Here is a 20,658-nt window from a genome sequence, read left to right on the forward strand (position 1 = left end):
TTCACTGGTTTTATGCGATATGCAATTTAAAAAATGATTAAATTGCATAGTGAACCCGTTCCCATAATACCTGTGTATGTTCGAAAAATTGATTGACAGTTTTGAGAAACTGTGTCTTCAGATTATTATTGAAATATTGCTGGTTCCGGTAACCATTTTCAAATTGTTTCAGGATACCCGCCGATGTTATGATTTTTCTGTTCATGAGATGGAAAAAGAGGAAACTGAACGTTTCCGCGATTATCTGTCTCCCATCAAACTTTCCGTGTATACTTCTGTAATCGTTTCGGTACTTTTAATGGACTACAGCGGGGAGCAGAGTTTTCTTTCCAAGATCAAAGGATTAAGCATGGTTGAAAAAGCTTTGTTTATCTTTCTGATGAATAATTTTACAGCTGTCATCTTCAGTGTAATCCTGTTATGGTATAAAAAGGAAAAGGTAAATACCGTGACTTTCCGTACTTTACTTTTTTCCTTTATCTATACTACTGTTTATACCTCTACTCCATTTTTTATTCTCATTCTTTCCGCTATGTTCATTGGACATACCGTAAATATACAGTCTTATATGGATCATCTGGACAAGTTGAAAGATTCAGGAAATTATGCATCCGGAGATTATGTATTTTTCATGGTCTTCTTTGTATTTATCATTATGGCTATTATCGGGCTGATCAAATTATTCAAAGCGCTGCATTATATTCTGAAGGAAAACTTGAGTTATCATCCTTATGTTGTAGCATTCTTCACGCTGCTGTTTTTTATTATACAGATTTATTATGCCGGAGGCTTTGTTTAATCAATATTCCTGTATTAAAAAGAGATAAAAAATGGACTAAAAATCCAAAGTACGAAATAAGAACAGTACGACCAACCTTCCTATCTATCGCACTTTCAATTGAGTACTATCCTTATTTGTATTTGTGATTTTCCGGATTTCCGCCATGCTTACGGATAGCCCAATGTGAAATATTATTTAATGATTTTTTAACAAACACACCAGTCTGTTCATTTTTTAATTACATTTGTGAAAAACTTTAACCAATGTCCAAACCTCGCGAAAGAATATTAAGCACAACCCTTCTTTTGTTTCATAAACAGGGTTTTAACAGTACTGGTATTAATCAGATTATTGAAGAAGCCTGCGTTTCAAAGGCTAGCTTCTATCAGCATTTCAAGTCTAAAGATGATCTGTGTATTGAATTTCTCAACAAAAGGTATGACTATTGGGTATCTGAACTGGAAAAATTCATATCTCATACCTCAACTTCTGAAGAAAAAATACTGAAGTCTTTTGATTTTCTTATGTATATGAATAAAAAAGAAGACTTCCGGGGCTGCAGCTTTTGGAATATTTTATCTGAAATACCTGCTGACAAGGAAGAAATTCATTCTGTTCTCCGTCATCATAAAAATAAACTGAGAATTTTCTTCAATGACGAAATTAAGGATGAGGCAGTGGCCGCACATGTTTATCTCCTTTTTGAAAGCTCTATACTGACCAGTCAGCTCTACAGATCAAATGAGTTAATCGAAACCTCCAAAACCGTTATTAAAAATCTATTTCACTCCTCACACTAGGGAAGAATTAATATACTCAAATAAAAGCAATTAAAGAAACTATGCAAAACTCTACTTTTGTGCAGAAGCCTCATTCTGCAATGGTAAGGCTATGTCTTATCGGAAGCATCTCCATCAGTTCATTTTTCTATTCTCAGGCCGGAAGAATCGGAATGAATACTCCCGATCCTAAAGCTACTCTGGATATTACAGCCAAAACAGACGGTACTTCACAGGCTGAAGGTCTTATGATTCCCCGTCTTACCGGAGACCAGATCCAAACCATGACAGCTAGCATCCAACCTGGAAATGAATCCCTGATGATCTACGCAACGGCCACCCCCGTTTCGCCTACTTCAAAAGTGGCAAAGATCACACAGCCCGGTTATTACTTCTGGAACGGAACACAGTGGGAAAGTATGGGAACGAATTCTAATATTTATACTTCTGATGGTGCTATTACAACTCCTTTAGCCTCAAGAAACGTAGACCTTAATGGTAAAAACCTTGTCTTTTCCGGAACTGGAAGTGTAGGGATTGGGACAGCTCCTTCTGCAACAGCAAAACTGGACGTAGCAGGTACAGTAAAAGCAAGTGCCATAGACTATAATTCTGATGAAAGGCTGAAAAAAAACATTACAGAAATAAAATCTTCTCGTGAAATCATCAACAAATTAAGACCGGTCTCCTACTTCTGGAACGAAACAGGAAAAAAGAAAGGCGGAAATTCCCAACTTCAATATGGGCTTATCGCCCAGGAAGTGGAAAAAGTACTGCCCAACATCGTCAGCACTGATCATGATGGTTATCAATCTGTCAATTACAATGAACTGATTCCCCTATTATTGCAAACCGCCCAGGAACAAGGTAAAAAAATCGAAGAATTACAGAAAGAATTGCAACATCTGAAAAACAGCAAATAAACAGTACCAGAGCGCCTCAATTCAGTGGGGTGCAATGTTTAGCAAAGATTGAGACAGGCCTCTCAATCTATTACCAATTTTGTAATTCTAAGAACATGAAACATAAATTATATTTCATATTATTATTCCTTACCTGCCAAATTCTGTTTGCCCAGAATAATTATTACTGGGTGGGCGGTACCGGTAGCTGGAGTGACCTCAACCACTGGAGAATAGGTTCAGCATCCGGACAGGCTGCTACTATTATCCCTTCAAGGTATGATAATGTTTATATTACTTCAGGAAGCGGTTTTCCTGCCAGTGGAGGAACGTTAACCATTCCATCATCTGCTACCTGTAAAGATTTTATTATAGATGATTCATTTACTACCAAACTAAGTTTTCCATCAGCAAGTATTTTTAATGTATATGGAAACCTGAAATGGAAGTCTAATGCAACAGCACTGTATAATCTTACCATGAATCTGTTTTCAGAAAGCACCAATCTGACTCCCAATATGATTGATGTTCCTGATAATATGATTGATCCCTCCTATATCAGTGGCGGTTATCAGTCATCTTTTAATCTTAAAGGGAATGGAACCTTCAAACTTGTGAAAAACTTTGCCAGCAATGGTTTTTTCAATTTCAACATCAGCGACAGCGCTTTTTTAGATACGGATAATAAGAATATCAATACAATGGTATTCAATTACAATTCTACAGCGGCCTCTAATTTCAGGTCATCTACGGTAACTACTACAAGTACAATGACATTAAATTCGGCTGCCAACTTTACCCAGGCAACCCTTACCTTCCCTGTCCTGAACATACAGACTACCCAGAATATCAAAAAAATTCTTCTTACTTATTCGGGATTTGCTCAGATATCTGGTGGTAATCTTCTGACGGTGGATGAGGTTTCCGGTGTGGGGACCTCAGGGGCTAATTTTACAGGATCTCAGTTTCATTTTAATAAATTTAATTTATATTCCTGTATCATTAACGCTGATCTTCTGAAAGCCAATGATATGGTTTCAGGAGATGGAAGTACTGAATTATTAGGAAACCGGTTTGAAATAAAAAATTTGACCCTTGGCAAGGGAAACAACATATTCAGAGCAACCCAATTTGACATTAATAATCTGACACTGAATGGCGGACAATATAATTTCCGACAGACTTCTGGTCCGGCTTCTTATTTCCAGGTGAACCAAACGCTTACTGCTAATGCTCCATGCAACGGAATCATTCCTAAATTTGCTGCTGTAGATCCTGCATTGCCAGTAAATCTAATCCTTCCGGCTTCTATCAATGGAAATGGAGCGGTCTATTTTAATGGTTATAATTTAGGTATTGTAAGGCTTACAGGAGGTGCTTCTGTAACAGCGGGAATAAACGGTGGAAATAATACAGGTAATATTACCTATCCGGGAATAACAGCAAAAACCTATTACTGGATAGGTGGCGGTGGCAATTGGAGTGATCCGGCTCATTGGTCTTTTACTTCAGGAGGTCCTTCTGCCAACTGTATTCCTACCTTGTATGATGATGTCATTTTTGATGGAAACTCAGGCTTTACAACCGGGAATAACAGCATTAATAACAACGGGGCAGTTGCCTCAGCAAGAAACATGACCTGGAATAATGCTCCAGCCAATCCTGTTTTGAATATCGCAATGACTTTATATGGTAACCTTTACTTTCAAAAGGATATGTCTGCTCCTATAGTCATGAACTTCCTTAAATATGATGGAGGAGATCCTGTTACCAATCGTTATATGAGTTTTGAAGGCCAGAAAATAACCCAATTGGCTATCTCAGGGAATGATAATTTTTATCTCATGCCTTCTAGCTCAGGAACATCTTATGATATTGAAGTAGGAGGTGTTTTCAATTTTGACAATAATGCTTTAGCCAGTAACCTTTTTGCTAACGGCATAAAAATAAAAGCAGGCGAACTTTGGTTGGGTGGTAATATAGTTAATATAGATAATGCTTTATTAAGCCAAAATACCATCAATGTATTAACCAAACAAACCATTACTGCACCCAATACGTCTGTGTACATGCAAAACTACAATGGACGTTATTCCAGTTCAGGAAATACCAGTCATCTTTTCGGTAAAGTTTATAAGGAAGGTACCAGTGTTGGAAATATACAGTACATGAATACTGACACTTTTCAGGTGAACGGAGGTGACATAAGATTCTACGGAAGCAACAAGGCAAAAAATGTAGTCATTAATGCAGCGTCTAATCTTATTCTTTGGGATAATACAGTAAAACTTACTATCACCGACAACTGGACATTCAATCGTGCAGACTGTGATCTGGTTCTCACTTTTACGGGCCAGGGCGGTAATAACCTGATCCTTGGAAATAACATTAATGGTAATGGATTCGTTCAGCTCAACAGAATGAATATTTCAGGGATCAACGCAGGCTATATTACTCCTGTTGCAGGGGCTAAGCCTATCAATGCCAGTAACTCTATAGACAGCGGAAATAATTCAGGAATCAACTTCACAGCTACTCCTGCTAAAAACTTTTACTGGAAAGGAGGTAACGGAAATTGGAATGATCTCAGCCATTGGTCTTTGGATCCTTCCAGCAACAGAACAACAGCCAACTGTGGGCTTCCCAGCATTAATGACAATGTTTTCTTTGATCAGCATTCAGGATTTTCCACTACTGGGATTACCAGCATACAGCTTACCAATGATATTTCAATTAATGACATTACTTTCAGTGGATTAAATCCGGGATCAAGATCTCATTTTACAGGAAGCAGCAATTACTATAAAATGAATGTCAATGGAAATATGGTTTTACATTCCGGATATTACGATGCCGGATATTTCAGTGGATTTACATTTACAAATATCAGTAAATCTACAGGGATCTTAAAAAATGTAACGCCCAACGGAGCTACAACTGCTTTAACTTTCTCGGGTGATGCTCAATGGAAAATCAACAGAGGGACATCACAGTATGATCTTATTAACTCTTCCAGTATCAGTCAGACAGATATTCCTGGTAACAGTTTGGATATAAGCGGTACAGTAATGAATATCAACAGTTTTAATCTCAATGGTTCACAACTGGCGATGGATAATACAGATCTTACCGTTAATGCCAGCTTTGCAATCAATACTAAACAACCGGTTACAAAGACTTCCAATAGTGTGATCAAATTATTCAGGTCTTCTGGAGGTTCTGATGCCGATATTGCTTTCAGTAACATAAACCATTTTTTTGAAAAGATAGAATATACCAATACTACAACAAATACAGATTATATTATCTCTTTTAGTTTCCCTGGGGGCATGATCAATAATTTTATTATTCACTCTGCAATCAATCCAAGAATTGATAAAGTAAACCCATCCATTCTAATTAAAGCAAATATGGCCGTAAATAATCTGGTTATTGAAAAGAATAATTATGTTGCCTTAGACAGTGGAAACTTACAGGTTACCCAATCTTTGAAAATGTTAGGAGATTGTTTAGACAGGCTTACTTTTGCTGGCACCAATGCTCCATCAAGATCCTTAATTCTGCCTAATTACAGTACAAATCCAGCCAATTATGTAATAGATAAAGTACAATTAAAATCAATTTCTTCTTCTGGTGGGCAAACCTATACTGCTACAGGAAGTACAGATCTTGGCGGAAATACCGGAATCAATTTCCAGAATGCGATTCCTTCTACTCCTAGAAATCTTTACTGGGTTGGAGGACAGGGATTATGGAGAGATCCTCAGCACTGGTCATTAAGTTCAGGAGGAATATCTGTTTCAGGCTGTGATGTCCCAACTGCAATTGATAATGTATTTTTCGACCAGAATTCGGGATTCACAGCAGCTTTGAATAAGATACAGATTCGGGGAGCTTATCTTTCAAAAGCTAATCATGTTACGTTCAACAATGCAACCAATCAACCGGTTCTTGATTTTACTACGGATGGCGGAAATCCTTATTATCTGTCTGTTTATGGTAACCTTACACTACAAAGTGATACAAAAGTCATTGTTCCGATGTCTACTTTCGGACTGAGCCGAAATATTATTATGGCTCAGGGAACAACTACTGGAAAAACAAGATATATTGATACCAAAGGAGCCTTCATTCACCTGAATATCAATGCTCAGGATTATTTTGAACTGAAAAGTCCATATCAGGGAGATATTAACTTTCTTAATGCTGCAGGTTTCAAAACCAACAACCAGCCGATGACATTGGTTAATTTCAGCTGGAATCAATCCATTAACAACAATCCGGTTGTAGATCTCGGACAGTCTGTTATTACGGGAACACGAACTAACAGTGCTGGTATTGCCAACTATTATATGCCATCACTCCCTTTTTATAATTTTTACAGTCCTTATTTTTATATCAGTACCGGAAATAATCCACTGACTTTAAATGCTGCTGAGGTGAAAGCCAACATGGGGTATTTTACAACCAATACTCCGGCAGGCTTCAATTTTGGAGACCTTACCGTTTGGAAAGACGGAATTGTAAACACCGGAACAAGAATCTGGAACTTCAACAAGATGATTTTCCTTGGAAGCACTACTACCAATAGTGTAAGTACATTGAGTTCCGCAGGAAAGTACAAAACATTGTACTTCAATCCGGGATCTTATCAGGTGGATAATCATCAGGCCATTACTGAAAATCTCTTCATGACAGGAACTCCATGTAACAGGATTTCTGTCCTGAGATCTACGGCAGGACAAAATACAATCAGTCTGGATCCTGTAGCAACATACACTATGTTCTACGCCTCCATCAGAGACATGAATTTCTCCCGTGCAGTAAGCGCTTATGGAAACAGCCAGGATTTAGGAAATACCACTAATCTTTCGATTATTCCTACAGATGTTCAGGCTGCAGGATTTGGTGGAAACAAAGCGCTTTGTGCTTCTGAATTTCCTAAAACTTATGATGCCTCTGCTTTATTTGGAACAGATCCTAATGCGACTTACACTTGGACAAAACTTAACAGCCCAAATCCAGGAGTCATAAGTACAGAACGTTTGGTAACATTTACACAACCTGGAAATTACAGGGTAAATGTAACCTATAGTCAGGATGGCTGTAATATTACGGAGGATTTTACGATTTCTTCTATTGCCTTACCTGCAGATAATACCACATCTTCATCCATGAGTACTGCGAAGCAGGCTTCAGGAGATATACAGGTAAAGTTTAAAGGTTCACTTGCACAAACGTATATCTTCACCTATACCATTAATAACGGTCCGGATCAGATGATTACTTCTGCACCTAACGGAGAAGCGATTGTACTGCACTCTAAAGGACAGGTAGGAACAATGGTTTACCGTCTCAAAAGCATTCGTTTTGCTAATGGAGAAGCATGTCCGGTTGCAATTAATAATAAAGAAATTATTGTAAACATCAATCCGGATTGTCCTACACCAGGTGTTGTGATGCTTATGGATACTATTCTCAGAGGCTGCACTTCCGATATGGGAGCGAGACGCCTGTCCGAATTAAATCCGGTAACAGTATCCAATCCGCCTTCTGATACAGGGGTAACAAGAATTGTTTCAGGAACAGGAATAGTAATAAAAGAAGGAAATGAGGTATTTATGATCCGAAATAGCAATGCTTTACCGGAAACCCTTACCCTCCCAGCCAATAAAACTCATATTAAGGGAGCAATCATCTACCATAATGATCACTTCTATGAAGGAGTAGACAACGGGAAATGGATCAGAGTAGATAATGATTAAGACTTATTAGAAATTCATTCAAACCAACTAATAACCATGAGCCGCATTGAAGTAATTTCAATGCGGTTTTTTATTGACTAATCTCTTTACTTTTTCATCCCATCAAAAAAATATCGTATCATTTTTGCACTCTCTCCAGGGCTTCTTAAATGAACAAATTCCCCATGCTCATCTATTGTAATATGTCCTTTAAAAGCATCAGGCATTCTGTCATATTGCTCGTTCACCTGTGCCAAGAGTTCCTTGAATGAAACATAATTGTATTGTTCAACCAAAAAAGGCAATGCATTCTTTCCTTTCAATAATTCGTATTCCTGGTAATTATAAGGAGTTGTTTTTTCCGTTTTGGCCAGTGAAGCTTTAAGCTTATCAACCAGCTTTATGATCTCTTTTTCTTTCGCAAACTGTGCCAGTCCCCGTAAGGCATAAACCTTCATGTCACGATACCTTTCTTTTTTATAAGCCATTTCAAAAAACGGATGAAGTTCAGGTTCTCGATGATTATACAGTAATTTAAGGATTTTATTCCGGTAAGAAATCTCTTTAGTAGTGGTATAAATCCGAATCAGATGACCCAGCTCTTTAACCGTGATCGCATTAGGAGTAAGATCAAATAATGCTTTCTTATAATCAGAGTGGCTTTCTTTTGCATTTTCATCAGTTAAAATCTTCGGGAATGAACTCATTTTGTTGATTGATTTTAAAGGTTGGTATTTTCTAAGTGCAAATTGGGAAAAAAAAATTACAATTTTGTAGTGCTGTGTTTGTTTTAGGTTTTGTTGTTTAATGACAAGATCTTTTATCTTTTATCTTATAAATCCGTCACGTTTTGTTCACTAAGTTTGTCTTAAAAAGAAATATCATGCAGGAAAATTACAACAGGCTTCTTACTTATGCCTATAATATTACCGGTTCTTATGAAGATTCACAGGATTTGGTACAGGATGTAATCGAAAAATATATTTCTTTAGATAAATCTGAAATTAAAAATGAAACCAATTTTCTGATTAAAAGCACTATTAATCATGCCATCAATTTTAAAAACAGGCACAGCAAAAAAATGGTCTATGGCGAGTGGCTTCCTGAACCTCTTTCTTTTGAAAATGCAGAAAATAAGCTTATTAAAGAGCAAACTACCCGCTATACCCTGCTTGTTCTTTTGGAAAAACTAAATGCAAGGGAACGCGCCGTATACATTCTAAAAGAAGCCTTTGATTATTCTCATCAGGAAATTGCAAAAACCCTTGACATTTCCATTGAAAATTCCCGAAAACTCCTGAGCCGCGCAGGAAAACAATTGCAGAATGTAAAATATACTCCTGATAACATCAGCATATCATCAGGAACTGATATCCTTCAGAAATATCAACTGGCATTGAGTGAAGGCAATGTTCCCGATATCGAAAAGCTGCTCATTGACGAGATAAGGCTGTCTGCAGATGGAGGGAAACGTGTTCGTGTTATCAAAGCTGTGGAAGTTGGTAAATCAGCGACAGCACAGCTTTTGGCTTATGTACAACAGCAGTTTCTGGGTAAAAAACCGCATACTTTCCATATGTTTAATCATCAGCCTGCTATTTGTTTCTGGCAGGATGACCGTATTTATAATTGTCACATCCTGGATATTGATTCTGAGGGAATGATTCGTGAGATTTATTCTATTGTAGATCCTGAAAAACTAAAAAGATTGCAATAATCTGTCACGTTTTAGAAATGGAGTGTGTCTTTAAAGAAAAAAGTATGAACACACTTCTAAGAATCGACAGCAGTTTAAGAACAGAGAATTCCTATTCACGAGCATTAGGTGATTATTTTATTCAACAATGGAAACTTAGTAATCCGGATGGAAATATCCTGGAACGGGATGTCAGCCAACAGCTTGTTCCCCATATCACCCAGAAGACTGTTGATGCTTTCTTTAGCGAAAATCCTGATACGGAAAGCATCCATTTATCTGATGAACTGATTGATGAGCTATACCGGTCTGATGAAATCCTAATCACCTGTCCTATGTACAATTATGGAATTCCGTCTTCGTTAAAAGCTTATTTTGATACGGTTATCAGAACAAAGAAAACGTTTACAGGAAATACTTCGCTTAAAGGCTTGCTTGAAAATAAAAAAGCCTACATCATTTCTTCCATGGGAGGCATAGCCCTTGATCCGCATCATCGAAATCCATTGGAAAACCATCTCACCCTGCTTTTAAACCATGTAGGCATCACCAATATCTGCTATTTTCCATTGAATGGTACAGTGATCGATGAGGTCAGAAATACAGAGAAAATAACTTTACAGCAATCCGAAATTTTAAAACAACTCAATTAATTATGGAACAGATTAAACAGGCCATTGAACAATTCATTAAAGGTGGTGATAATAGTGACACAACACTTCTGGAAGAAATTCTTCACGAAAATTACCAGAATATTCAGGGCGGTTTTTTTGATAAACCGGGAATATTTATTATTTCCAAACAGGAATACATCGGCCTGGTAAGTGATAAAATATTTGGTGGAAAACCTCGTCAGATCACCTATCATTCTCTGGAACAGAAAAATAATATTGCGTATGCCCAGGTTTCTTTGGAAAGTCCCACTTTATTATTTTCTTCCCTTATCGCCTGTGTTCAGGAAAACGGAAAATGGCAGGTAATCACCAATATTCCTTCTATAGAAATTAAATAGTTTAGAGGCCACGAATGCACGAATAAAAATACAAGAGTAAAAATAATTCGTGGATTCGTGGCTAAACGTTACGATTATTTTTTCAACAAACTGTTTACAAATGTTATCGTTTACGGATAAAGATAGGAGGTAATTTTGCTTCATAACGATACACCTATGAAACACATTATCCAACAGGTTTTTCTTAATATTTTAGAAAACCCGGTATTTGATTTATCATTCATTGAAAAATATTTCTCAAAAGACTACATTCAGTTTGTAGATCACCATCAGCTCAATTATGAAGAGTTTATTCTGCATATTAAAAAGCTTAAAGAGAAAGTAGCGGAACAAAAGATTGAAATCCTCAACTATGCTGAGAATGGAAATGTCATTTTCACGCATCATCTTGCCAAATCAGTATTAAAAGATGGAGGTATTGTCCTGCATAAAGTATTGGCAGAGTTCACCATTGAGGATAAGAAGATTGTGAAATGTGATGAACTTACTTTGCTATTGGAAGGAGATTTTTCATCTAAAAATCTGGGATCTGAAATCTGACAAAAATCTTACATCCCGCTCCAGTATTAACAAATCTTAAAACAACCTTAATTTTCTATTCAAATCATTTTCCAAACAGACGTTTAATTTTGCTGTAATTTATATCTAATTAAAAGAAAGTGAAGAAAATTTTTACCTCTGCGTTGTTCTGTGCTTCTCTATTTTTCTATGCACAAACCGGAACTCTTTCCGGAAACATTAACGACGACGCTAAAATTGCCCTGCCGGGAGCCAAAATCTCCTTAAATCCGGGAAATATCTATACCACTTCCGATGAACATGGAAATTTTGTATTTCTGAATGTTCCACCCGGAAATTATACCATGAAAGTAGATTATCTGGGCTACGGTATTCACCAATATAATGTTACTGTAGAGTCTGAAAAAAATACAAAACAAAATATTGTTTTCGATAAAAAGGAAACAAGTATTGCTGAAATTGTAGTTTCCGGAGCTACCCTGAAAAACCAGGCAAGAGCCTTAAATAAGCAGAAGAACAACTCCAACATCACGAATGTGATCTCTGCTGACCAGATTGGACGTTTTCCTGATGCCAATATCGGGGATGCCTTAAAACGTGTTCCCGGGATTACCATACAGAATGACCAGGGTGAAGCCAGAAACCTTATCATCAGAGGGCTTGCTCCCAACCTGAACTCTGTAACTTTAAACGGAGACAGAATTCCTTCCGCTGAGGGAGATAACCGTAATGTTCAGATGGACCTTATTCCTTCTGATATGATTTCCACCATTGAAGTGAATAAAACCCTTACTCCGGATATGGATGCTGATGCCATTGGAGGTTCCGTTAATCTGATTACCAGAGCTTCTCCTAACGGCCAAAGGATTTCTGCAACATTGGCAGGAGGATACAGCCCAATCCGTGAAAAAGGAAATTATACTGCAGGATTAGTATATGGAAACCGCTTCTTCAATAAAAAACTGGGAGCTGTACTCAGCTTATCGTATAACAATAATAATTTTGGCTCAGACAATATAGAACCGGTATGGAGCCTGGCGAATGACCGGGCTCAGACTGCTTATGTAAGCAAAATGGGAGTTCGCCACTACAATGAACACCGCATCAGACATAGTTTTGATCTTAATATGGATTATGAATTCAATTCTAAGAATAAAATCTATGCTTCTGCGATGTACAATTTCAGAAATGACAAAGAAACCCGTTTTGCCCTTGGATATAAAATAAAACCGGTGTACAATGCTGATGAGTCTGAAATTATAGATTGGAAAGGCAGTATCACAAGACAGAATAAAGGTGGCGATGCCGCTAATGACAATACCCGTCTTGAGAAACAAAAAGTTCAGAATTATGCTTTAAGAGGAGAACATTTATTGGGGTCTAAGGTAGATCTTGACTGGTCTATGAATTACGCTATAGCCAGCGAAGATAAACCTCATCAGCGCTATATTGAATTTGAGAACAGTAAAATGAACTTTTCTCCGGATCTTAGCGATCCAAGGAAACCCATGTTCAATCTTCTTGCAGCAGATAATCTGGGGAGCTATAAATTAAGTGATCTTTCTGATGCCAACAGTTTTACCCAGGAAAAGGAATTTGGAGCCAAAGTAAATGTGCGTTTTCCTTTTTCGGTAATTGATGGTCAAAAAGGAAGACTTCGCACCGGTGCCCGCATACGTTTGAAAGAAAAGGAAAGAGAGAATGATTTTTATGCCTTCACTCCTACCACCAACATGGGAAGCCTTCTGTCTGTACCTACTTTATATCTTGACGGGCAGAATTTTCAACCGGGAAATTATGTTCCGGGAGCATTTGTTGATCCTGCATATTTAGGTGGATTAGACTTATTTAATCCTGCCTTATTCAATGGTAAATCGAAACCTTCAAAATTCCTGTCCAACAATTATAGTGCAAAAGAGCAGATTTATGCAGGATATATCCGTTGGGATCAGGATTTCAATGATCAGCTTTCCATGATTGTTGGGGCTCGTGTAGAAACAACCAAGATTGACTATACAGGAAACTACGTTATGAACGAAAGTGATCTGGTTGGAAAAATCAATAATACCAATACCTATACGAACGTACTTCCGAGCTTATCTTTCAAATATGTTCCGGTTCATGATCTTGTTCTCCGTGCAGCATTTACCACTGCTCTGGCCCGCCCGAACTATTACTCACTGGTTCCTTATCTTAACGTTATCTCAGAGGATGAGATTGTTTCAGCAGGAAATCCTAACCTGAAGGCAACCTACGCTTACAATTTCGACTTCATGGCAGAGAAATATTTTAAGTCAGTAGGAATTCTTTCCGGAGGTATTTTCTATAAAAACCTGAAAGACTTTATTTATACTTTTTCCCGAAGAAATTATACTACAAATGACTTTGCTTCTGATTTTGCAGGACAATCCAATCCCATTCCTGCAGGAGAAAACAACTGGAAATTTACCCAACAGCACAACGGAGATAATGTAAGCATCTACGGTTTTGAAGTAGCTTTACAAAGACAACTAGATTTTATTCCGGGAGCATTCTGGAAAGGCATGGGAATCTATGTCAATTACACCTATACCCACTCCAAGGCTAAAGGGATTACCAATGAAGAAGGTATTGAAAGAACAGATGTAGGTTTTCCAGGAGCTGCACCTCATATGTTCAACGGATCGCTTTCCTGGGAAAACAAACGTTTCTCAGCAAGGGTTTCCATGAATTATGCTTCTCATTATATTGATGAGTTGGGTGGAAAGTCCTTTGATGACCGTTATTATGATAAGCAGTTTTTCCTGGATGCCAATGCTTCCTACAAAATTACAAGTCAGCTAAGGTTTTTTGCAGAAGCCAATAATCTTACCAATCAGCCGTTAAGATATTATCAGGGAATCCCAAGCAGAACTGCACAGGCAGAATATTACAGACCACGATTTACCTTAGGTGTGAAATTCGATTTTTAGAAACATGAAAAAGATAACATATTATATAGCAACACTTGCCATTTTTCCTTTGGTGATAGGCTGTAAAAGCCAGAATCAGTTAGGAGAGAAATTAAAACCAACCGTTATTACAGAAACCGTGGTTCATGACACCGATGATCCGGCCATATGGATCAACCCTGATGACGCATCAAAAAGTATCATCATCGGAACAGATAAAGACACGGATGGCGGGCTCTATGCCTTTGATCTTAATGGTAAAATCATCCACAAAGTCTCAGGACTTAAACGTCCTAATAACGTGGATATTGAATATGGTTTTGTTTTAAATGGAAAAAAGACAGACATAGCAGCAGTTACCGAACGTGAAACCAATAAGATTAATCTGTATTCTCTTCCTGAATTGAAGGAGGTTGGCGAAATTTCTGTATTCGAAGGAGAAACAGAGCGGGGTCCAATGGGAATATCCATGTATAAAAATCCGGAAACAGGAGATATTTTTGTGATTGCAGGAAGGAAATCCGGACCTAAAGATGGTTATTTATGGCAATATAAGCTTTCGGAAAAAAATGGAAGCATCATCGGGGATGTTGTCCGCAAATTTGGAAAATACAGCGGTTTGAAAGAGATAGAAAGCATTGCTGTGGATGATGAGCTGGGATATATTTATTATTCTGATGAACAGTTTGGAGTTCATCAATATTATGCAGATCCGGCAAAAGGAAATGAAGAACTTCTTGTTTTCGGGCAGGGTGATTTTACATCCGATGTAGAAGGGATCTCTATCTACCCTACTTCCAAAGGAAAAGGATATATTTTGGTATCTGATCAGCAGAATGATTCTTTCAATGTATACCTGAGAGAAAATCCTGCAAAAGGAAGAATAGCAGCCATTCCGGTTTCTACACTAGAAAGCGATGGTTCTGAAGTTACCCATGTTAATTTAGGTCCAAAATTTCCTAAAGGCGTTTTTGTAGCTATGAGCAATGGCAGGGTATTTCATTTGTATGACTGGAGGCTTATTGATGAAAGAATTCAAGCTGCTTTAAAAGCTCAGAAAAAGCAATTTTCAAGCACAAACAGCACAATAATTGATAGTTGTGAATATTTGCAGTTACAATAAAAATTTAAATCATTAAGATTTAATAAGAGTTTAAGGATAATTAAAAGTAGCTTCGCTTTAAATAATGCTTATTTAAAACCGTAAGATTTTTCTCTTAACAATTCTTACTTTCTTCAAAATCTTAATGGTTTATTTATTCAATATGTTTTCTCAGAAATTCTGCAGTATATGAAATCTTATTTTTCAATAATGCCTCAGGAGTTCCTTCAAACAAAACTTTTCCACCAAATTTTCCGGCACCGGGACCAATATCAATGATCCAATCTGCCTGAGCAATGATGTCCAGATTGTGCTCAATAACAATTAATGTATTATACTGGTCTACAAGATCACTAAAAAATGACAGCAGTTTTTGAGTATCACTTGGATGTAAGCCGGTGCTTGGCTCATCCAGGACAATAATCTGATGGGTATTCTTCAGTTCACGGGTTAGTTTCAAACGTTGTCTTTCACCACCTGAAAAACTGTCCAGCCTTTGTCCAAGCATCAGATAATCCAGCCCCAGTTTTACCAGCAGATCAAAGTTTTTTAAAATATTTTTATCTGTAAAAAAATGTTGAGCATCCAAAACCGTCATATTCATCACTTCTACGATAGTTTTCTGATGATATTGATATTGCTGAACTTTCGGATCAAATCCTGAACCACCGCACACTTCACAGGGCTGCTCAATGTCATCCATAAAAGCTAAATCTATTTTTTCAACTCCTAATCCTCTACAATTTCTACAGGCTCCTTCACTATTCCGGCTGAACAGCTTTTCGGAAACATGATTGGATTCTGCAAACAGTTTTCGTACTGTATCGGATATATTTAAATACGTCAGAAGATTAGATCGGGTGCTTGCTGTAAATAAAGATTGATCTATCACTGTTAAATCCGGATAAAACAAGGGCAAAATATGGTTAATCAAGGTGCTTTTTCCGGAACCTGCCACACCGGTAACAACAGTCATAATTCCTGTCGGGATATTTACACTGATATCTTTAAGGTTGTGCAGGCTGGCATTCTTAATTTCAAGGTAGCCATTAGCTTTTCTGAACTCGTTTTTTATGACTGCTTTTTCTTTAAAATAAGATCCTGTTTTTCCTTTAGATTTTCTTAATCCTCCGAAGTCTCCTTCATAGATAATTTCTCCACCACTTTTTCCAGAGCCAGGCCCCATATCGATTACCCAGTCGGCCATTTTTATAATATCCGGATCATGTTCTACCACCAAAACAGAGTTCCCTTTATCCTTAATCTGCTGAATAATGGTATTAATATTCTGCAGATCTTTTGGGTGAAGACCAATACTGGGTTCATCAAAGATATACAGTAAATCCACCAGACTGTTTCCGAGGTTCCTTACCATTTTTATTCTTTGGGATTCACCTCCGGAAAGAGAATTTGTGCTTCGGTCCAATGTGAGATACTGCAGCCCTATATTAATGATATTCTGAAGTTTTGCAGAAAGCTCTTTAATTATGACTTCATAAGCTTCAGATTTCAGGCTTTGGATAAATTCCAACAGCTCATCAATAGAAAGTGCAGTACAGTCTGCTATATTTTTACCTTTGATCTTACAGCTCAGAATCTTTTCATTCAGCCGTTTTCCTTGGCATGACGGGCAGGCTTTTGTGATGACAACATTACTCAAAGCATCCTTCCTTGTTATATTTTCTTTGGAATCTTTTTTAAGAAACGTTTTTTCAATCCGGGGAATAATCCCTTCATATTTCACAGTTTTGCCCCAGTTTTTATCAGGGCATTTAGGTTTATGTTCAGGTTCATATAACAGGATATCCCACTCTTTAGCGGTAAAATCCTTCAGCTTTTTATCATTATCAAAATAACCAGATTGTGTATATCTGGTTAAACGCCATCCGCCCGGTTGAAAGGTTGGAAACTTAATAGCACCTTCATTTAAAGACTTCGTCTGATCAATCAGGGTAGTAACATTTACTGTCTGTACAATCCCCAGACCTTCACATTCCGGACACATGCCCTGTGGATTATTGAATGAAAATACGTTGGAATATCCTACAAAAGGGTGTCCCATTCTTGAAAACAGCAGCCTCAGGGAAGCATATACATCGGCAGCCGTTCCCACTGTGGAACGTGCATTTCCACCAAGTCTCTTCTGGTTGATGATAATGGGAACATTAAGATTTTCGATTTTATCTACATCCGGAATGCCGTAATGCTGCAAACGGTTTCTGATAAAACTGTTCTGCGTTTCATTAATCTGACGCTGTGCCTCCGCTCCTATGGTCTCAAATACCAGGGATGATTTCCCTGATCCCGATACTCCCGTAAAAACTACGATCTTATATTTTGGAATTTTTATGGAAATATTTTTGAGATTATTCTGTCTTGCATTAGTAATTTCTATGTTTTCCATTTTAAATTATTAACTTTGTTAATAGTTAACTAAGTTAATCAAAATTCATTCCATGAAACCTACTGAAAAAAAATTTTTTGATACGTTTACCGATTTCCAGTGTCTTATTCTCGCTCATATGAACAGAGGAGATATTAATGGAATAACGGCTTCTCATTATAATATAATTGAATTTATTCTTAGTAAAAAAGGATCAACAGGAAAAGAGATCGCTACCGCTTTTAAAATTACTCCTGCAGCCGTTTCCAAGCAGTTGAAAATACTCATCAGCAATGGCTTTATTGTTCAAATTCAGGATGAAATGGACCGGAGAAAGTTCAATCTTTCAGCAACTGAAAAAGGCAGGTTTGTGGTTGAAAACTCTGAAACATTCCGAAAAAAAATCACACAGCAAGCTGCAACAATACTCAGTTCCGCTGAGCTTAAACATTTTAATGACCTGCTGGGCAAAATTTTGAAGGAAATCAAACTTTAATCTATCTGATTCGCCATAATTAATTTATGTTTTTGGAAAGTCCTAAATGTGGCAACACCATAATCATTTAAAAAGTTAATTTTCGACTCTATTATTTAAAAAAGCAGTAATCTGCTTTGAGTTCATCTAAGATTTATACTACAATTTTCTTTAAAAATGTCAAAAAAATATACTGAATGTTCATTACATGGAAAGCAGGAAATAGGATTGCTTTGCACCCACCTCGCTCATAGTCTTCTGGATAGAATTCCTGTAGGCTTTCATGAGTTTGATGAAACTGACCTTGGTCGCCCCGATGCCTGGTGTGATCAGTGTGCAGAAACTGAGAAACAGATTGAAACAGACCAGGATCAGGAAGACTGGTTTGTGAATTGTGACTATAAAATTCTCTGTGCAGCCTGCTGGGATGAAGCTAAGGAATTGAATGTGAATTAGGTTGGAAGCGGGAAGCCAGAAGTTGGGAGTTATTATTCTCCATCTACTTCCGGACATCTTTCTTATAAATATTCTAAGTATGTGGTAAAAAAAATTAAAACCACATTGCAACATAGTTTTTAAACAAAATAAAACTATTAATTCGTGTATCTGTGGCTATTAAAAAGCCTTTAAAAGATCTACATAATCTGTAAAATCTGCGTGAGAATTTACCCATTCCAATTTTATCTCAATTAATTTTATCCTAAGAAATAAACAGATGTCATCTACTTATACGTTTTAAACAATCTGTCCCAAATGGAAGTGTAGAAACCAAAATTCTTAGTTTCATCCAAATGATGCTGATTATGGAATCTGGTGGTTCCTACAAAAAACTTATCAAAACTGGATGGAAAAAATTCCCGGTTTAAATGTCCTATGGTTCCCCAAATGAGATTGATCAGCAGGTAAATGGAAATGGAAACCGCAGAAAAGTCATAACAGACCAATAACACCAGCATCATCAATCCAAACCCTATGGTTTCAAAAGGATGAAGAACAAAAAGACTCAGATAATTGGTGCTTACATGCTCATGATGCTTTCCGTGAATCAGTTTATAAACAAAAGGTAAATGGGCAGCATAGTGGAAGAAATACATGCAGAGGTCCATGAAAAGGAGTAATGCCATAACCTCAAGACCAATCCTCATTATTGATTGAGTGCTTCCCAGTTCAATCCAGCCGCTCTTCCATAAAAATACACCTATCAGCATGACAAGGCTATTACAGATAACGGTAAAAAGGCTGAGATAAAAATCGGATGCTGAAACAGGATGATCTTTCTCCTGCAAAGGACTTTTATGGCAGGTTTTATCTATGAAAAGATACAGTCCGATAGAAAATAAGTACAAAAGAACATTGCTGATCAGGCTAAACATGAGCCATTCCGGCCAGGAAAACTGCCAGAATATTTTTAAATAACCGGAAAGTACAGTTTCATTAAAATTCATAAACTTGTTAACTTTCAACTTGAGACTATAAAAATATGAATTTTACCTTTAATATCAGCCTCCATCACTTATCTATTACGGATTTCCATAACAGGAATAATGTAATTTTTCACTTTCTTTGCGCAAAATTTTTAAAATGAAGAAATTATTATTGATGTTGGCAATCACAAGTGCATCATTCATCTTTGCACAAGAAACTCCTAAGTACGTTTACGCGGAAATTGTTGGAACTTCCAAATTTATGAGTAAAAAAGTAACTGTTGAAATTGACTATGGTCAGGCTACAAGTTTCTGGGAAAGCAACAGAATGAAAAATCAGGATGGTTCTAATAAAGAATTTAACTCGATGGTGGATGCTATGAATTATATGGGATCATTGGGATGGGATTTTGAACAGGCTTATGTTGTTACAACAGGCCAGCAAAATGTATATCACTGGCTAATGAGAAAAGAGTTTGCCAATCTTGATAATGATATTAAAGAAGAATTAAAGAAAAGTTTCCCTACAAAACGTGATTTAAAACAATAATCTCAATAATAAAAAAAGCCCATTTAGGGCTTTTTTATATTAATAGTACTCCACTTGATCTACTGGTGGAAAACGAATTACTTATGTCTTGTTTTTCTCTTAATTTCGCGGAGCCTCACTGTCAGTTTCTTTCTTAGATCATTATGATAGGCTCTGTAGTTTTTTATGCTTTCTTCAAGGTTCTTTTTATTTTTCAGATATTCTTCATACAGATTACTCAACTCGGCAATCTGTGTAATGACGTCAGATGAAGGGGTTTCAGAATCATCTGCAGCTTCTATCAACAGGCGGTAATATTCAATACGGCTGGTAAGGCTTGTGTGAAGTTTTGGTTCTATTCCCTGCATGGTCTTAATTTTTA

The 20,658-nt window shown here is 37.1% G+C and carries 17 protein-coding genes; 13 read left to right on the plus strand and 4 right to left on the minus strand.

All coding sequences use genetic code 11. The annotated features are described in order from the left end of the window. Positions 1-76 precede the first annotated feature (76 nt). The 4 genes from WH267_RS19535 (at position 77) to WH267_RS19550 (ending at position 8,227) form a co-directional block, all read left to right on the plus strand. A complete protein-coding gene (locus tag WH267_RS19535; RefSeq protein ID WP_340010422.1) occupies positions 77-799 on the plus strand; it encodes a hypothetical protein in 723 nt (240 codons plus the stop codon). A gap of 245 nt (positions 800-1,044) precedes the next feature. Then, the gene (locus WH267_RS19540) at positions 1,045-1,581 is read left to right on the plus strand and encodes a TetR/AcrR family transcriptional regulator (RefSeq protein ID WP_340010423.1); all 537 of its coding nucleotides are present in this window, start codon (positions 1,045-1,047) and stop codon (positions 1,579-1,581) included. A 59-nt stretch (positions 1,582-1,640) separates the two neighbouring features. Beyond that, positions 1,641-2,483, plus strand: coding sequence for a tail fiber domain-containing protein (locus WH267_RS19545; RefSeq protein WP_340010425.1), 843 nt, complete (start codon positions 1,641-1,643; stop codon positions 2,481-2,483). Positions 2,484-2,578: 95 nt separating this feature from the next. Continuing rightward, positions 2,579-8,227, plus strand: coding sequence for a hypothetical protein (locus WH267_RS19550; RefSeq protein WP_340010427.1), 5,649 nt, complete (start codon positions 2,579-2,581; stop codon positions 8,225-8,227). Positions 8,228-8,313: 86 nt separating this feature from the next. Here the strand turns inward: WH267_RS19550 and WH267_RS19555 are convergent, their stop codons facing one another. Next, positions 8,314-8,913 (minus strand): hypothetical protein, encoded by a 600-nt coding sequence (locus WH267_RS19555; RefSeq protein WP_340010428.1) that lies wholly within the window; start codon positions 8,911-8,913, stop codon positions 8,314-8,316. 176 nt (positions 8,914-9,089) lie between these two features. On the opposite strand from WH267_RS19555, the gene WH267_RS19560 reads away from it, so the two are divergent. From WH267_RS19560 to WH267_RS19585, 6 genes are all read left to right on the plus strand, one after another. Further along, complete coding sequence (locus tag WH267_RS19560) at positions 9,090-9,923, plus strand: sigma-70 family RNA polymerase sigma factor (protein WP_340010430.1); 834 nt, start codon at positions 9,090-9,092, stop codon at positions 9,921-9,923. Between the two features lie 44 nt (positions 9,924-9,967). Continuing rightward, complete coding sequence (locus tag WH267_RS19565; protein WP_340010431.1) at positions 9,968-10,555, plus strand: FMN-dependent NADH-azoreductase; 588 nt, start codon at positions 9,968-9,970, stop codon at positions 10,553-10,555. Positions 10,556-10,557: 2 nt separating this feature from the next. After that, entirely contained in the window at positions 10,558-10,914 is a 357-nt protein-coding gene (locus WH267_RS19570) for a nuclear transport factor 2 family protein (RefSeq protein ID WP_340010433.1), read from the plus strand. Between the two features lie 156 nt (positions 10,915-11,070). Then, positions 11,071-11,454: a hypothetical protein gene (locus tag WH267_RS19575; protein WP_340010435.1), complete on the plus strand. Its 384-nt coding sequence runs from the start codon at positions 11,071-11,073 to the stop codon at positions 11,452-11,454. Between the two features lie 119 nt (positions 11,455-11,573). After that, positions 11,574-14,384, plus strand: a complete 2,811-nt coding sequence (locus WH267_RS19580) for a TonB-dependent receptor (protein ID WP_340010437.1) — start codon at positions 11,574-11,576, stop codon at positions 14,382-14,384. A gap of 4 nt (positions 14,385-14,388) precedes the next feature. Then, entirely contained in the window at positions 14,389-15,486 is a 1,098-nt protein-coding gene (locus tag WH267_RS19585) for a phytase (RefSeq protein WP_340010439.1), read from the plus strand. A gap of 133 nt (positions 15,487-15,619) precedes the next feature. Here WH267_RS19585 and WH267_RS19590 read toward each other — a convergent pair whose 3' ends face one another. After that, entirely contained in the window at positions 15,620-17,869 is a 2,250-nt protein-coding gene (locus tag WH267_RS19590) for an excinuclease ABC subunit UvrA (RefSeq protein ID WP_340010441.1), read from the minus strand. A gap of 52 nt (positions 17,870-17,921) precedes the next feature. On the opposite strand from WH267_RS19590, the gene WH267_RS19595 reads away from it, so the two are divergent. Beyond that, entirely contained in the window at positions 17,922-18,344 is a 423-nt protein-coding gene (locus WH267_RS19595; RefSeq protein ID WP_340010443.1) for a MarR family winged helix-turn-helix transcriptional regulator, read from the plus strand. A 156-nt stretch (positions 18,345-18,500) separates the two neighbouring features. Further along, a complete protein-coding gene (locus WH267_RS19600) occupies positions 18,501-18,779 on the plus strand; it encodes a hypothetical protein (RefSeq protein ID WP_340010445.1) in 279 nt (92 codons plus the stop codon). Between the two features lie 266 nt (positions 18,780-19,045). Here WH267_RS19600 and WH267_RS19605 read toward each other — a convergent pair whose 3' ends face one another. Further along, entirely contained in the window at positions 19,046-19,768 is a 723-nt protein-coding gene (locus WH267_RS19605) for a sterol desaturase family protein (RefSeq protein ID WP_340010446.1), read from the minus strand. Positions 19,769-19,904: 136 nt separating this feature from the next. On the opposite strand from WH267_RS19605, the gene WH267_RS19610 reads away from it, so the two are divergent. Then, a complete protein-coding gene (locus WH267_RS19610; protein ID WP_228438913.1) occupies positions 19,905-20,297 on the plus strand; it encodes a hypothetical protein in 393 nt (130 codons plus the stop codon). A 77-nt stretch (positions 20,298-20,374) separates the two neighbouring features. Here WH267_RS19610 and WH267_RS19615 read toward each other — a convergent pair whose 3' ends face one another. Further along, on the minus strand, positions 20,375-20,644 hold the full coding sequence (locus WH267_RS19615; RefSeq protein ID WP_340010448.1) for a hypothetical protein: 270 nt from the start codon (positions 20,642-20,644) through the stop codon (positions 20,375-20,377). Between the last annotated feature and the right edge of the window lie 14 nt (positions 20,645-20,658).

It is taken from the genome of Chryseobacterium sp. MYb328 (genome assembly GCF_037572595.1).
Lineage (GTDB): Bacteria > Bacteroidota > Bacteroidia > Flavobacteriales > Weeksellaceae > Chryseobacterium > Chryseobacterium pennae.